Source organism: Nocardioides sp. Leaf285, from assembly GCF_001422955.1.
Lineage (GTDB): Bacteria > Actinomycetota > Actinomycetes > Propionibacteriales > Nocardioidaceae > Nocardioides > Nocardioides kribbensis.
In genome coordinates this window covers 205,975-220,155 of record NZ_LMNH01000001.1, presented here as the reverse complement: position 1 = coordinate 220,155, position 14,181 = coordinate 205,975, and the positions used below count along the sequence as shown (strand labels likewise).

At 72.6% G+C, this 14,181-nt stretch carries 14 protein-coding genes; 5 read left to right on the top strand and 9 right to left on the bottom strand.

The features are described 5' to 3' along the window. Window positions 1-180 precede the first annotated feature (180 nt). Window positions 181-1,083 carry an SCO6745 family protein gene (locus ASF47_RS01145; RefSeq protein WP_056862198.1) on the top strand — a complete coding sequence of 301 codons (903 nt, stop codon included), beginning with the start codon at window positions 181-183 and terminating at the stop codon, window positions 1,081-1,083. Window positions 1,084-1,168: 85 nt separating this feature from the next. Here the strand turns inward: ASF47_RS01145 and ASF47_RS01140 are convergent, their stop codons facing one another. Together ASF47_RS01140 and ASF47_RS01135 are read right to left on the bottom strand one after the other, a co-directional pair. Further along, entirely contained in the window at window positions 1,169-2,188 is a 1,020-nt protein-coding gene (locus ASF47_RS01140) for a zinc-dependent alcohol dehydrogenase (RefSeq protein WP_056862197.1), read from the bottom strand. Continuing rightward, window positions 2,188-2,712 carry a DinB family protein gene (locus ASF47_RS01135; RefSeq protein ID WP_056862196.1) on the bottom strand — a complete coding sequence of 175 codons (525 nt, stop codon included), beginning with the start codon at window positions 2,710-2,712 and terminating at the stop codon, window positions 2,188-2,190. The genes ASF47_RS01140 and ASF47_RS01135 overlap by 1 nt, the downstream gene beginning before the upstream one ends. 163 nt (window positions 2,713-2,875) lie before the next feature. Here ASF47_RS01135 and ASF47_RS20465 point away from each other — a divergent pair, with 163 nt between their 5' ends. Further along, window positions 2,876-3,097 (top strand): hypothetical protein, encoded by a 222-nt coding sequence (locus ASF47_RS20465; protein ID WP_082499882.1) that lies wholly within the window; start codon window positions 2,876-2,878, stop codon window positions 3,095-3,097. Window positions 3,098-3,142: 45 nt separating this feature from the next. Here the strand turns inward: ASF47_RS20465 and ASF47_RS01125 are convergent, their stop codons facing one another. The 3 genes from ASF47_RS01125 to ASF47_RS01115 form a co-directional block, all read right to left on the bottom strand. Continuing rightward, a complete protein-coding gene (locus tag ASF47_RS01125; RefSeq protein ID WP_235558571.1) occupies window positions 3,143-3,871 on the bottom strand; it encodes a lytic transglycosylase domain-containing protein in 729 nt (242 codons plus the stop codon). Window positions 3,872-4,095: 224 nt separating this feature from the next. Beyond that, the gene (locus tag ASF47_RS01120) at window positions 4,096-5,475 is read right to left on the bottom strand and encodes a PhoH family protein (RefSeq protein WP_056862193.1); all 1,380 of its coding nucleotides are present in this window, start codon (window positions 5,473-5,475) and stop codon (window positions 4,096-4,098) included. 323 nt (window positions 5,476-5,798) lie between these two features. Beyond that, window positions 5,799-6,572, bottom strand: coding sequence for an isoprenyl transferase (locus ASF47_RS01115; RefSeq protein ID WP_056862192.1), 774 nt, complete (start codon window positions 6,570-6,572; stop codon window positions 5,799-5,801). A gap of 96 nt (window positions 6,573-6,668) precedes the next feature. Here ASF47_RS01115 and trhA point away from each other — a divergent pair, with 96 nt between their 5' ends. Next, entirely contained in the window at window positions 6,669-7,403 is a 735-nt protein-coding gene (trhA, locus tag ASF47_RS01110) for a PAQR family membrane homeostasis protein TrhA (protein WP_056862191.1), read from the top strand. A 24-nt stretch (window positions 7,404-7,427) separates the two neighbouring features. Next, window positions 7,428-8,018, top strand: coding sequence for a sugar O-acetyltransferase (locus ASF47_RS01105; protein WP_056862190.1), 591 nt, complete (start codon window positions 7,428-7,430; stop codon window positions 8,016-8,018). Window positions 8,019-8,033: 15 nt separating this feature from the next. On the opposite strand, the gene ASF47_RS01100 is transcribed toward ASF47_RS01105, so the two are convergent. Next, a complete protein-coding gene (locus ASF47_RS01100; protein WP_056862189.1) occupies window positions 8,034-9,050 on the bottom strand; it encodes a LacI family DNA-binding transcriptional regulator in 1,017 nt (338 codons plus the stop codon). A 47-nt stretch (window positions 9,051-9,097) separates the two neighbouring features. On the opposite strand from ASF47_RS01100, the gene ASF47_RS01095 reads away from it, so the two are divergent. Then, the gene (locus tag ASF47_RS01095) at window positions 9,098-10,504 is read left to right on the top strand and encodes a GH1 family beta-glucosidase (RefSeq protein ID WP_056862188.1); all 1,407 of its coding nucleotides are present in this window, start codon (window positions 9,098-9,100) and stop codon (window positions 10,502-10,504) included. On the opposite strand, the gene ASF47_RS01090 is transcribed toward ASF47_RS01095, so the two are convergent. From ASF47_RS01090 to ASF47_RS01080, 3 genes are all read right to left on the bottom strand, one after another. Then, on the bottom strand, window positions 10,494-11,453 hold the full coding sequence (locus tag ASF47_RS01090; protein ID WP_056862187.1) for a carbohydrate ABC transporter permease: 960 nt from the start codon (window positions 11,451-11,453) through the stop codon (window positions 10,494-10,496). The genes ASF47_RS01095 and ASF47_RS01090 overlap by 11 nt on opposite strands. Beyond that, the gene (locus tag ASF47_RS01085; protein ID WP_082499881.1) at window positions 11,450-12,412 is read right to left on the bottom strand and encodes a carbohydrate ABC transporter permease; all 963 of its coding nucleotides are present in this window, start codon (window positions 12,410-12,412) and stop codon (window positions 11,450-11,452) included. Before ASF47_RS01085 ends, ASF47_RS01090 begins: the two co-directional genes overlap by 4 nt. A 173-nt stretch (window positions 12,413-12,585) precedes the next feature. Continuing rightward, window positions 12,586-13,962 carry an ABC transporter substrate-binding protein gene (locus ASF47_RS01080; RefSeq protein WP_056862186.1) on the bottom strand — a complete coding sequence of 459 codons (1,377 nt, stop codon included), beginning with the start codon at window positions 13,960-13,962 and terminating at the stop codon, window positions 12,586-12,588. Window positions 13,963-14,181 lie beyond the last annotated feature (219 nt).

Here is a 14,181-nt window from a genome sequence, read left to right as displayed (position 1 = left end):
GAGCGGCCTCGCGGCCGCGTGGTCGGGACGGCAGGACGCACCGCCGGACGGTGCGTCCTCCCGCAGTCTGGTCGGGCCCCCGCGGGGTCACTATCCGGCCTGCGCACCCACCTGACCGATCCGTGCACACCTGGCCCCCAGCCATGGCCGAGCGGCCCCTGCTGTGGCCATCATCACGTCATGGACTACGCCGAGGCCCGAGCCGCCTTCTTCACGCCCCGCGAGGGCACCACCCACGACGTCGGGTGGAGCACCCCCGCCCGCCGCCTGCGCGACACCATCGAGCCGCTGGCCGCGGTCTGCTACTGGAGCGAGCCGGCCTACGACGCCTACGCCGCGCACGGCCTCGACTTCCTGCTCGGCTACGTGTGGGGCCGCTCCAGCAGCCTGGGCGAGCCCGAGGCCATGGTCGCGGTCTCGTCCTTCGGGGTCTTCGAGCCCGGCCTGGTGAGCGGGCTCTACGACGCCGGGCGCGCCGCGCTGCCGCTGGCGCAGATGCGCGCCGCCCGCGCCGCGGGGTCCTCGGCGGCCCTGGCGGCCGTGCTGGGTGAGGACCCCGACGGTCTCGACGAGGTCCTGGCGCTGCTGGAGCGGGCGGTCGCGGCCGCGCCGCTGCCGGGGCGTCCGATGTTCGCCGGGCTGCTCGGGGCCGGCTGGCCCGAGAACCGCCTGGCCCGGCTGTGGCACGGCTGCAACCTGCTGCGCGAGCACCGCGGCGACGGGCACCTGGCGGCGCTCGCCGGCGCCGGCCTCGACGGCGTGGAGGCCAACGTGCTGACCGAGCTGTGGGTGGGCTGGGAGCCGCTGGCCTACACCGCGAGCCGCGGGTGGTCCCCGGAGCAGATGGAGGCGGCGACCGCCTCGCTCACCGCGCGCGGCCTGGTGACCGACGGGCGCCTGACCGAGGCCGGCCGCGCGCTGCGCGAGGAGGTCGAGGAGGCCACCGACCGCGGGGAGCAGCGGGTCGTCGAGGCGCTGGGCGAGAAGCTCGACGGTCTTCTGGAGCGGCTCTCGGGGTGGTCGCAGGCCGTGGTCGACCGTGGCTGGTTCCCGCCCGACCCCTACAAGCGCGCCGCGGGCTGAGCCCCGCACCCACGGCCGCGCCGCCCCAAGGGTCTCGGGGCGGGGCGGCCGTCGCGCTGGCGACAGCAGGGCGGGTCGGGGCGGGTCAGGGCGTGACCACGACCTTGATCGCGCCGTCGCTCTTCGAGGCCGCGGTCGCGAAGGCCTCCTCGATCTGGTCGAGGCCGAAGCGGTGCGTCACCACGGGGTCGAGGTCGATGCGCCCGGAGCGCACCAGCTCGAGGCTGCGCTCGTACTGCCCGCGCCCGCCGTTGCCGCCCACGCCGTAGACCGTGAGGGTCTTGGCCATGATCGGGATCACCGGCAGCGGGGGCAGGTCGTTGGCCCAGCCGATGTGCGCCACCTTGCCCTCCTTGCGCACCGCGTCGAGCACCATCGCCGACGACGCCGGGAAGCCGCTGGTCTCGATGACGATGTCGGCGCCCGCGCCGTCGGTGAGGTCGAGGATCGCCTGGGTCGCGTCGGTCTGGGTGACGTCGATGCAGTCGCTCGCGCCGTAGGCCCGCGACACCGCGAAGGGCGCCTCCCGGGCGTCGGTGACGATCAGCCGGCCTGCGCCCGAGAGCGCGCAGAGGCGGGTCAGCGCGAGCCCGATCGGGCCCTGCCCGAGCACGACCACGCTCTCGCCCAGCACGATCCGGAGCCGGTCGACGGTGTTGAGACCGACGGCCAGCGGCTCCAGGAGCGCGGCCTGCCAGGCCTCGACGCCGTCGGGACGCGGGATGAGGTTCACCACGGGCACGGCGATCCGCTCGGTGAGGCAGCCGTCGGACCACAGACCGATGAGCTTCTTCTTCTTGCAGTCGAAGGGCTTGTCGGTGTGGCACTCGGGGCAGTCGCCGCACGGCAGCGACGGCTTCACCGCGACGGCCCGACCCACCCACGACTCGTCGACGCCCTCGCCCACGCTGAGCACCCGGCCGGAGAAGTCGTGGCCCGGGACCCGGGGGAAGGGGGTGTCGATGCGCCCGTCGTACTGGTGGACGTCGGTGCCGCACAGCGACGCCGCCTCGATTGTGAGCACGACCCACCCGGGGCGGGCCTCGGGCTCGGGGCGCTCCTGCAGCTCGACGGTCTCCAGGCCCGTCAGCACCGCGGCGCGCATCAGACGCCCTCGGGCGCGAAGCCGCGGTCGCGCATGATCTCGAAGGCCTGCTCGGTGTGGCCGGAGGCGTGGCCCACGATGAGCGGCGTCCACTCCTCGACCGTCATCGTGCCGAGGTCGGGGATGGTGACGGTGCGTGCGAGCAGCTCGGCCGGCACCACCGCACCGGCGGTGGCCAGGGTGCGCCGGGTGCGGGCGAGCTGCCCACGGGCGAGGTCGATGGTGGGCGGCGGGTAGCCCGTGAGGTCGTGACCGACCTCCTCGCGGAAGAAGAAGTCGAGCTCGGGGTCGGCCTCGAGGCGTCGCATGTCGCCGAGCCACAGGATCGCGCACATGTTGATGTGCGAGACGACCTGGGCCACCGTCCAGCCACCGTCGCGGTGGGCGCGGTGCAGGTCGCCGTCGGTGAGCTCGGCCAGAGCGGCGTCGAGCCGGCCCAGGTCGCGGTCGGCGTCGGCGAGGGCCTGCGCAATGGCCGCAGGGGGGCCGGTGGTGGTGGCGTCGGTGGTGTCAGCGTCGACCACGGTGTGTCCTCTCGGGCAGGGCCAGGTCGGCGACCCGGCGCTGCTGCGATCCTCCGACCGCCCGCACGGCGTCCACAAGGCCGCTGAGCGCAACGCCGCACCACCTCGTCGCAGCCGGGCGCGGCTGCGCGGCGCGACGCCGTGGGTCGGCCACACTGCGGGCGTGGAGACCGAGACGCAGCCCCGCCCCCGCTACCGCACCTCGCTCGGCCTGGGCCACCTCGTGCTGGGCGTGATCGCCCTCGTGCTCGGCGCGCTGCTCGTCGACGCCGTCGAGGGCGAGCCCGTCCTCACCGCGGCCGGGTGGGTGCTCGGGGTCCTCGGCGGCTACAGCGTGCTGACCGCGGCCGTCGCCCGAGGCGTGCAACTCTTCCACGACGCGTGAGCGCACCGCGGTCCTGACGTCGACCGGTGGCGGTCGACGCGCCGATCAGTACCAGCCGACGCTCTCGCTGTGGGCCCAGGCGCCGCAGGGGCTGCCGTAGCGGTCCTGGATGTAGCCCAGCCCCCACCGGATCTGCGTGGCGGGGTTGGTGGCCCAGTCGGCGCCGGCGGAGGCCATCTTCTCGCCGGGCAGCGCCTGCGGGATGCCGTAGGCCGAGGAGGTCGGGTTGTCGGCGTTCACGGTCCAGTTCGACTCGCGGGTCCACAGCGAGTCGAGGCAGCCGAACTGGTCGGAGGAGAAGCCGAACTCGCCCATCAGCGACTGCGCGATCGAGCGCGGGTCGAGGTCGGCGATGTCCTCGGTGCGGGTCAGCGCCGGGCCCTCGTCGGCCGAGAGCGCAGCGACCTTGGCCGGGTCGCTGGCGACGCGGCGGTCGGCGGAGCGCGACACGGCGGGCTGGCGCTCCTCGAGCACGGCGCTGCCGGTGACCAGCTCGACGCCGGTGGTCGCGTCGTCGGGGTCGACCGCCGCCGCGACCGGCGAGGCGGCGTCGGCGCTCACGGAGTCGGCGGCGCTCACGGCCGGGTCGGACCCGACCACACCACCGGCGACGCTCACGCCGGTGGCCGCGACGGCCAACGAGGAGAGGACCACGGTGCTGCGCAGGGCCTGGCGGGGCACCTGGGCCACGCGCGAGGGCGCGGGAGCCGAGCGGTGCTTCGGGACGTACTTCACGTGCTTCGACAAGGCGATGGACTCACGGGTAGACGACACGGGCCGATGCTCAGGTCACGCGATCGGGCGGTCTGCCCCGGTGGATCACGAGTGACGAACGCCGTCCACCTTGCATGACCTTCCAGGGGCACGCAAACCGAACCGCCACGGTGGTGGACAAAGGTGGCGCGGGTCTCGTCACATGCGTCACAGCAGACCTCCGACGCCACACCGGCCCCGCCCCGGGGTGGGCGGGGCCGGTGAGGGGCGAGGACCTGGGGCCGTCAGAGCGTGACGTTCTCCAGCATCTCGGTGACCAGTGCGGCGATGGGCGAGCGCTCGGAGCGCGTCAGCGTGACGTGGGCGAAGAGCGGGTGGCCCTTGAGCTTCTCGATCACCGCCACGACCCCGTCGTGGCGCCCGACCCGCAGGTTGTCGCGCTGCGCGACGTCGTGGGTGAGGACGACCTTGGAGTTGGCCCCGATGCGGGAGAGCACCGTGAGCAGCACGTTGCGCTCCAGCGACTGCGCCTCGTCGACGATGACGAAGGCGTCGTGCAGCGAACGGCCGCGGATGTGGGTCAGCGGGAGCACCTCGAGCATGCCGCGGTCGAGGATCTCGTCGATGACGTCGCGCGAGGTCATCGCGCCGAGGGTGTCGAAGACCGCCTGGCCCCAGGGCGACATCTTCTCCGACTCCGACCCGGGCAGGTAGCCGAGCTCCTGGCCCCCCACGGCGAAGAGCGGGCGGAAGACCACGACCTTCTTGTGCTGGCCGCGCTCGAGCACCGCCTCCAGCCCCGCGCACAGCGCCATGGCCGACTTGCCGGTGCCGGCGCGGCCGCCGAGCGACACGATGCCCACCTCGGGGTCGAGGAGCATCTCCAGCGCGATCCGCTGCTCCGCCGACCGGCCGTGGACGCCGAACGCCTCCCGGTCGCCGCGCACGAGGTGGACCTGCTTGTCGGGTCCGACGCGGCCGAGCGCGGAGCCGCGGTCGGAGAGCAGCACGAGACCCTGGTGGCACGGCAGGTCGCGCGCGGCGTCGAGGTCGACGACGCCGTCGTCGTAGAGCTCGTCGAGGTCGCTGGCCGCGACCTCCAGCTCGGCCATGCCGGAGTAGCCGGTGTCGGAGTCGCTGATCGCCTCCGCGCGGTACTCCTGCGCGTCGAGCCCGACCGCCGAGGCCTTGATCCGCAGCGGCAGGTCCTTGGAGACCAGGGTGACCGCGAGGCCCTCGGTGGAGAGGTTGTGGGCGACGGCGAGGATGCGGGTGTCGTTGTCGCCGAGGCGGAAGCCCGAGGGCAGCGAGCTGGCGTCGGTGTGGTTGAGCTCGACGCGCAGGGTGCCGCCCTCCTCCCCCACCGGCACCGGCTCGTCGAGGCGGCCGTGGAGGATGCGCAGCTCGTCGAGCGTGCGCAGGGCGGTGCGGGCGAAGTAGCCCAGCTCGGGGTGGTGACGCTTGCCCTCGAGCTCGGTGATGACCACGACGGGGAGCACCACCTCGTGCTCGGCGAAGCGCTTGAGGGCGCCGGGGTCGGCCAGCAGGACGCTGGTGTCGAGCACGTAGGTGCGCACCGCCGGCGCCGCGGCGCGGGCGGGGGCCTTGCGGCGGGTGCGGGTGGATCCGGGGGACTGCTGCGACTGCTGGGCCTGAGACGGCACGGGACACCCCTCACGGACCGCCGCGCGCACTCCTCGCCGCGGTCCTACTTCACACGGATGGACCGGGAAGGAACCCGCAGGCGGGAGTGCCCGCCTCCGTCCGCGCACGGCGACGAGCCGTGCGTGGTGCAGTCGTGGGTGAGCACGATCGGGCCTCCTGGTACGGCGGGCTTCCCCACCCGCCGATGCTTGCGAAAGTAGCCCCCCGCCGACCGGTTTCGAGGCAACACGCCGTGACGCGCTCGTGAACGTCACCGGGCCGGGACAGGCGGACGCGCAGGCGCCCCGCCGTCGCCGCCGGGCGGGCGTCGGGCAGGTCGGCGTCAGGAGCCGTGGCGGCGGTCGCGCAGGGCGTAGGCGCGGATCGCGCGCAGGAAGTCGACGCGGCGGAAGTCGGGCCAGTAGGCCTCGCAGAAGTAGAACTCCGACTTCGCGCTCTGCCACAGCAGGAAGCCGCCGAGCCGCTGCTCGCCGCTCGTGCGGATGACGAGGTCGGGGTCGGGCTGGCCCTTGGTGTAGAGGTGGGCGGAGATGTGGTCGACCTCCAGCTGGGCCGCGAGCTCCTCCAGCGAGGTCCCGCGCTCGGCGTGCTCGAGCAGCAGCGAGCGCACGGCGTCGGCGATCTCGCGCCGTCCGCCGTAGCCCACGGCGACGTTGACCAGCATGCCGTCGACCTCGCGCGTGGCCTCCTGCGCCGCCTTGAGCCGCTCCGCGGTGGCCGCCGGCAGCAGGTCGAGCGCGCCCACCGGGTGCAGCCGCCAGCGCTGCTGGTCGGCCAGGGAGGCCACGGCCTCCTCGATGATCTCCAGCAGCGGCTCGAGCTCGTCGGGCGGCCGGTTGAGGTTGTCGGTGGAGAGCAGCCACAAGGTGACGACGCCGATGCCGACCTCGTCGCACCAGCCGAGCAGCGGCTCGATGTTGGCGGCCCCGGCTCGGTGGCCGTGGGCGGTGTCGCGACCCACGGCGCGGGCCCACCGACGGTTGCCGTCGAGCATCACCCCGACGTGCTGGGGCAGGTTGGCGGGCATGCGCCGCAGCACCCGCGCCTCGTAGGCCGGGTAGAGCACGCTCCTGAGCCCGCGCTTCCAGTCCGCCACCGGACAAGGTTAGCGCCGTCGGGGCGGTGGTCACCGCCTCGCCGACCAGGCGTCCTGGCTTCGGCGGGTCGACGTGCCGGCCGGTACTGTCGGGCCATGGACCAGCACATCCCCCAGGCGGTGCGCTCGAGGGTCGACTCGGTGCAGGAGACCATCAGCGAGACCCTCGCCGACATCAAGCCGAAGCTGCGCGGGTGGCTGCACCTCGGCACGGCCCCGCTGACCCTGGCCGCGGGCATCGTGCTGGTCGTGCTGTCGCCGACGGAGACCACGAAGATCGGCTCGGCCGTCTTCACCGGCTCCGCGCTGCTGCTGTTCACCGTCTCGGCGATCTACCACACCGGCACCTGGTCGCCGGCCGTCTGGGGCTTCCTGCGCCGCTTCGACCACTCCAACATCTTCATCCTCATCGCGGGCTCCTACACCCCGCTGACGCTGATCCTGCTCGACGGCTCGCAACAGGTCGTGCTGCTGACGACCATCTGGTCCACCGCCCTGCTCGGCGTCGGCTTCCGGGTGCTGTGGACCGACGCGCCGCGCTGGCTCTACACCCCGATCTACATCGCGATGGGCTGGGCCGCGGTGTTCTTCATCCCCGGGTTCATCGAGGGCGCCACCGAGCAGCTCGGCACGTCGATGGCCATCGGCGTGCTGGTGCTCGTGGCCGCCGGCGGGGTGCTCTACACCCTCGGCGGCGCGGTCTACGGCTTCAAGCGGCCCAACCCCTCGCCGCGCTGGTTCGGCTTCCACGAGGTCTTCCACACCTTCACGATCCTGGCCTTCGCCAGCCACTACGTCGCGGTCTCGATGGCCACCTACTCGATGCGCTGACCGACGGCGTGGAAGCATCGGCGCATGCCTGACGCCCTGCCCGACCCGTCCTTCCCCGACAACCGCTCGATGCGCGAGCGGATGCTCGCCGGCGACCCCTACATCGCCGACGACCCCGACCTCGAGCGCGAGAGCCTCGCCGCGCGCGACCTCGCCCACCGCATCAACCACCTGCCGCCCTCGGAGGCGCGGGAGCGTCGCGCCCTGCTGGTCGAGCTCCTCGGCGCGATCGGCGCGGAGACCGAGATCCGCCCCCCGCTCCACGTCGACTACGGCTACCGCACCCGCATCGGCGCCCGCACCTTCGTCAACTTCGGCCTCGTCTGCCTCGACGTCGCCGAGGTGGTCATCGGCGACGACGTGCAGATCGGACCCAACGTCCAGCTGCTCACCCCCACCCACCCCGTCGAGGCTGAGCCGCGGCGCGCCAAGTGGGAGGGGGCGCGACCCATCACCATCGGCGACAACGTCTGGCTCGGCGGCGGCACGATCGTGTGCCCCGGCGTCACCATCGGCGCCAACACCGTGGTCGGCGCCGGCTCCGTGGTCACCCGCGACCTGCCCGCCGACGTCGTGGCCGTGGGCAACCCGGCCAAGGTGATCCGCCGGCTCTGAGGGCCGCCCGGCCGCTCACACCGCGGCGGTGGTGGCGCGCACGACCAGCTCGGTGGCGAGCTCGACGTGCTCGGGCACGACCTCGCCCGGCCCGTCGGCGGCCCCCAGCGACCGCAGGATCTGCTGGGCGGCGATGCGGCCCTGCTCGTGCACGGGCTGACGCACCGTGGTGAGGTCGAAAAACCGCGCCATCTCGTGGTCGTCGACACCGACCACCGAGACGTCCTCGGGCACGCGCAGCCCGGCCTCGCGCAGCGCGCTCATCAGCCCGATCGCCATCTCGTCGGAGGCGCAGAAGACCGCGGTGGGGCGGTGGCCCAGGGCCGCGACGGCGCGACCGCAGTCGACCCCGCCGTCGAGGGTGAAGCGACCGTCGAGCTCGAGCGCGGGGTCGAGCGGGAGCCCGGCGTCGCGCAGCGAGGAGCGGTAGCCCTCCAGCCGCGCGGTCGGCGTGGTGAAGTCGAGGCCGTCCTCGCCCAGACCCCCGACGAAGGCGATGCGGCGGTGGCCCAGGTCGAGCAGGTGACGCATCGCGGTGCGCGACGCCTCGACGTCGTCGATCCTCACGCTCGACCACTCCTCGACCCGTGCCCCCAGGGTCACGACGGGGCTGCCCTGCCGCTGCATCGCCGCGACCTCCTCGGCGGTCGGCCCCAGCCCGACCACCAGCACGGCGTCGACGCGCTTGGTCAGCACCTGGGTCCGCAGCACCCGGTGCCGCGCCGCGGAGTCGCCGGCGAGGTTGTAGAGCAGCAGGTCGTAGCCCTGCTCGCGCAGCACCTGCTCGGCGCCGTGCACGACCGCGGCGAAGTACCACCGGGTCACGAACGGCACGACGATCGCCACCGAGCGGGTCTGGCCCCCGCTGGCCAGGCCGACCGCGTGCGGGGAGGGCACGTAGCCCAGCCGCACCGCGGCCTCCAGCACCCGCTCGCGGGTGGACTCCGAGACCCGCGGCAGCCCCCGCAGCGCGCGCGAGACCGTGGCGGTCGAGACACCGACCTCGCGGGCGAGGTCGTGGATGCCGGTCATCGGCGCCGTCCTGCCGGTCCGGGGGTGGCGGGCCGTACGGTGTGGCCATGAGCACAGTGGACCCGCGCCCGGCAGACACCGCAGCCCGCCTCCCGCACCGCCTGCCCGACGGGTCGGTGCTCGAGCTGGGCACCGCCACGGCGGCCTACCAGATCGAGGGCGCCGTCGACGTCGACGGCCGCGGCCCGTCGGTGTGGGACACCTTCACCGCGCGCCCCGGCACGATCAAGGACGCCAGCAGCGGCGCCACCGCGTGCGACTCCTACCACCGCCACCTCGAGGACGCCGACCTCGTGGCCGGCCTGGGCGTGCGGTGGTACCGCTTCTCGATCGCCTGGCCCCGCATCCAGCCCGAGGGCCGCGGCCGCGTGGAGACCCGCGGGCTGGACCACTACGACCGCGTCGTCGACGCGCTGCTGGAGCGCGGGATCGTGCCGACCGCGACGCTCTACCACTGGGACCTGCCGCAGGCCCTGGAGGACGAGGGCGGCTGGCTGGTGCGCAGCACGGCCGAGGCCTTCGCCGACTACGCCGAGGTCGTCGCCGACCGGCTGGCCGACCGTGTCGGGGTCTGGGCCACCCACAACGAGCCGTGGTGCACCGCCTACCTCGGCCACGCCGCGGGCGTCTTCGCCCCGGGTCGCCGCGAGGGCGGCGGCGCGCACCGCGCCGTGCACCACCTCAACCTCAGCCACGCCCTGGCCGCCGAGCGCATCCGCGCCGCGCACGCCGTCGACGTCGGCACGGTGCTCAACCTCGCCCCAGTGTGGCCGGAGCGGCCCGAGGCCGAGCCGCTGGCCGAGCGCATCGACGCGCTGCGCAACCGGGTGTGGCTCGACCCCCTCGTCGACGGGGAGTACGGCGAGAGCGTGCTCGCCGTGGCGCCGGAGCTCGCCGACCCCGAGCTCGTCCGGCCCGGCGACCTGGAGCTCGTGCAGGGCTCGGCCGACTGGCTCGGGGTCAACTACTACACCCCGACCCGCCCCGACCTGGTCGTGCCCGGCCGACCGCCGCACCCCGAGGGCGCGGCGTACCCGGGGGTGGGCGACTTCGACCTGGTCGTGCGCGAGCCGCGCACCGACATCGGCTGGGAGGTCGTGGCCGACGGGCTGGAGGAGCTGCTCGTCGAGACCCACCGCCGCACCGGGCTGCCGATCCTCGTCACCGAGAACGGCGCCGCCTGCGCCGACGCCGAGCGCGTCGACGGGGTGGTGCAGGACGACGACCGCATCGACTACCTGCGCGGCCACCTCGCCGCCACCCACCGCGCCCGCGCGGCCGGCGCCGACGTGCGCGCCTACGTCGTGTGGACGCTGCTGGACAACTTCGAGTGGGCCGAGGGCTACACCAAGACCTTCGGCCTGGTCCACATCGACCCGGCGGACCAGACCCGCACCCCGAAGGCCTCCTACCAGTGGCTGGCTCAGGTCGCGCGGGGTGAGGTCACCCCTTGACACTGCCGGCCAGCAGCCCGCGCACGAAGTAGCGCTGCAGCGACAGGAACACCACGAGCGGCACGATCAGCGACACGAACGCCCCGGCCGAGAGCAGGTGCCAGTCCTCGCCGCGCTGACCGGCCAGGGCGGCCAGGCGCACGGTGAGCGGTGAGATGTCGAGGTTGCCGCCGCCGAAGACGAGGGCCACGAGCAGGTCGTTCCACACCCAGAGGAACTGGAAGATGCCGAAGGCGGCGATGGCCGGGGCCATCAGGGGCAGCATGATGCGCGTGAAGATCTGCACGTGCCCGGCGCCGTCGACGCGCGCCGACTCGATGAGCTCGCCGGGGATCTCGCGCATGAAGTTGTGCAGCAGGAAGATCGCCAGCGGGAGCGCGAAGATCGCGTGGGAGAGCCAGATCGTGTAGAAGCCCCCGCCGGGGGCGTCGCGGCCGGCCAGCGGCATCAGGTTGAACGGCGGCTCGACGTAGAGCGAGAGCAGCGGGATCAGCGTGACCTGGATCGGCACGATCTGGAGGGCGAAGATCGCCACGAAGAGCGCGTCGCGGCCCTTGAAGTCCATCCAGGCGAACGCGTAGGCGGCCAGGGTCGCCAGGCTGATGGGGATGAGCACGGCCGGGATGGTGATCACCGCGGAGTTGACCAGGTAGGTCGCCAGGTCGGTGTCGGCGCCGTTGATGACCTGCTTGTAGTTGTCGAGGGTGACGTTGGGGTCGGTGAAGAAGTTCCACCAGCCGCTGCCCTTGACCTCGCCCTCGGGGCGCAGCGAGGAGATGAAGAGCCCGAAGGTCGGCACCGTCCACAGCGCGGCGATGACGACCGCTGCGAGCGAGGCCCAGCGGTTGGTGAGCTGCTGCTTGGCCGCGGTCGACGCCGGGACCACGGGCTGGTCGCTCCCGGTCCCGGGGGTGCCGGGCGTGCCGACGAGGGGCGTGGCGGTGGTCATCGGGCCTCCAGCTTGCGCATCTGAACGATGTTGTAGATGACGATGGGCGTCACGAGGATGAAGATGACGACGGCCAGCGCGGTCGCCAGCCCTTCGTTGCCCGCGACGAAGTACTGGCGGTAGAACTCGTAGGCCAGCACGCTGGAGTCGAAGTTGCCGCCCGTGCTGGTGCGCACGATGTCGAAGACCTTCAGCGTGGCGATGCTGATGGTCGTCAGCACGACGATCAGCGAGGGCCGGATGCTCGGCACGGTGATGTGGCGGAAGAGCTTGAGGCCGTTGACGCCGTCGAGCCGCGCGGCCTCGACGATGTCCTCCGGGATGGCCTTGATCGAGGCCGAGAGGATCGTCATGGCGAAGCCGGCCTGGACCCAGACCATGATGACGATGAGGAACAGCGTGTTCCACGGGCCCGTCAGCAGCACCTGGTAGGTGTCGAAGCCCAGGCTCTTGAGCACCTGGTTGAGCAGGCCGATCTGGTCGGCGGAGGTCTGGCGGTAGTCGTAGACGAACTTCCAGATGATCGAGGCCCCCACCAGCGAGATCGCCATCGGCAGGAAGATGAGCGCCTTGGCGACCTTCTCGAAGCGCGACTTGTCGATGATGACGGCGTAGACCAGGCCGATGCCGGTGGCCAGCAGCGGGGTCAGCACCACCCACAGGGCGGTGTTGCGCAGCACGGTCAGCTGCTCCTTGTCGGTGACGACCGTGACGTAGTTCTCCAGCCCGACGAACTCCTCGCCGTTGGGGCCGTGGAAGGACTGCCAGACGGTCAGCACCGCGGGGTAGAGCAGGCCCACGGCGACGAGGAGCAGGGAGGGGCCGAGGAAGGCGGCCGCCTGCACGCGCTCGCCGCGGCGCGAGCGCAGCCGCTGGGTGGCCAGGAGGATCAGGGCCATCACGCCGAAGAACAGCACGACGGCGATCAGCATGTGGAGGAGCTTGTCGGAGGTGGTCACGTCTCACCGTTCCTGTCGGTGACCGCGTCGGGCCCCCGAGGGCTCGTCCGCCTGGTCACGCCGTACCTGGGGCTCGACGCTGTGCGCCGGCCGGCTCTGGGCGCCCCGGGAGCCGGGGCGGGGTCGACGTCGGGCCGCGGGCGCGGCCCGCGGCCCGACGTCGGTGGCTCACCTCAGGAGGCGGGCCAGGACTCCTCGATGTTGGTCAGCGCGTCAGCGGTGCTCTGACCGGTGATCCACGCCGTCATCTCCTTCCAGAAGGAGCCGGCGCCGACGGCGCTGGGCATCTGGTCGGAGCCGTCGAAGCGGAAGACGGCGTCGGGGTCCTGGAACGTCTCGGCCGACAGGATGTCGATCGGGCTGCTCAGGTTGGAGATGTCGAGACCGGTGTTGGCGGTGACCCAGCCACCGTCGGGCGTGGCCTTGGCCTTCTCGTTGGCCCACACGTCGGAGGACAGGTAGGTCTGGAAGGCCTGGACCTCGGGACGGCTGTCGAAGGCCGCCACGAACTCGCCGCCGCCGAGCACCGGACGACCGAAGTCCTCGGTGACGGTGGGCAGGTAGAAGGCGAACACGTCGCCGTCCTCCGACACGTCGGTGCCGGGCTCCCACTGGGCGGCGTAGAAGCTGGCCTGGCGGTGCATGACGCACTCGCCGTCGACGACGGGGTAGCCGGCGTCCTGGAAGGCGGTGGTGGCGATGGACTTCACGTCGCCGAGGCCGCCGTTGACGAACTCCTCGTCCTTGAGGATGCTGCCGACGCGGTCGAGCGCGGCGGCGACCTGCGGGTCGTCGAAGGGGATCTCGTGGTTGACCCACTGGTCGTAGACGTCGGGGCCGACCTCGCGGAGCATCGAGTCCTCGAGCCAGTCGGTGGTGACCCACCCGGTGGCGTCACCGGACTCGATGCCGGCGCACCAGGGCTTCATGCCCTTGGAGACGGCGTCCTCGGTGATGGCCATCATGTCGTCCCAGGTCTCGGGGATCTCCCAGCCGTTGTCGGCGAAGGTCTTCGGGGAGTACCACACGAAGGACTTCACGTTGGCGCCCAGCGGGGCGGCGTAGAAGGTGTCGTCGACGGTGCCGTAGGTCTTCCAGTCCTCGCCCCACCACTGGTCGACGTTCTCCGCGACCGTGTCGGGCGCCTCGACGACGGCGTCGTCGTCGCGCACGAGGCTGGCCAGCAGGCCCGGCTGCGGGATGTAGGCGATGTCGGGGGCGTTGCCGCCCTGCACGCGCACCTTGAGCTGGGTCTCGAACTCGCTGGAGCCCTCGTACTCGATCTCGGCGCCGGTGCACTCGGTGAAGAGCTCGTAGGACTTCTTCTGGGCGGCGTCCTCGGGGGCGATGATCGAGGTGTAGACGCTGACGCTGGTGCCGGTGAGGTCACCGAACTGGGTCAGCTGCTCGCATTCGGCCTTGCCCTCGCCGGGCGAGGTGCCACCGGCGGACTGGACCTCGGTGGACTCCTCCTCGGCGCAGCCGGCCAGGACCAGGCCGGCGGCCAGGACGACCGCCACACTGGCGTGTCGGATGGTGCGTGAGCGCATGGGGTGCTCCCTCTCTGGGTCGTGACCCAGACCACTGCCGAGCGTCCGGGGCGTGATGAATGAAAGCGCTTACGCAATCGAGGGGTCAAGGCGGAGGGGTAACGATCGTGTAACGCACGTCACGTGACGGCGGTCATGGTGTCGTCACCCCGACGGGTGAGCGCCTCCGGACACCGCCAGCCGTCCGACCGGTCAGGAACGGGCCGGGCCGGCCCGACC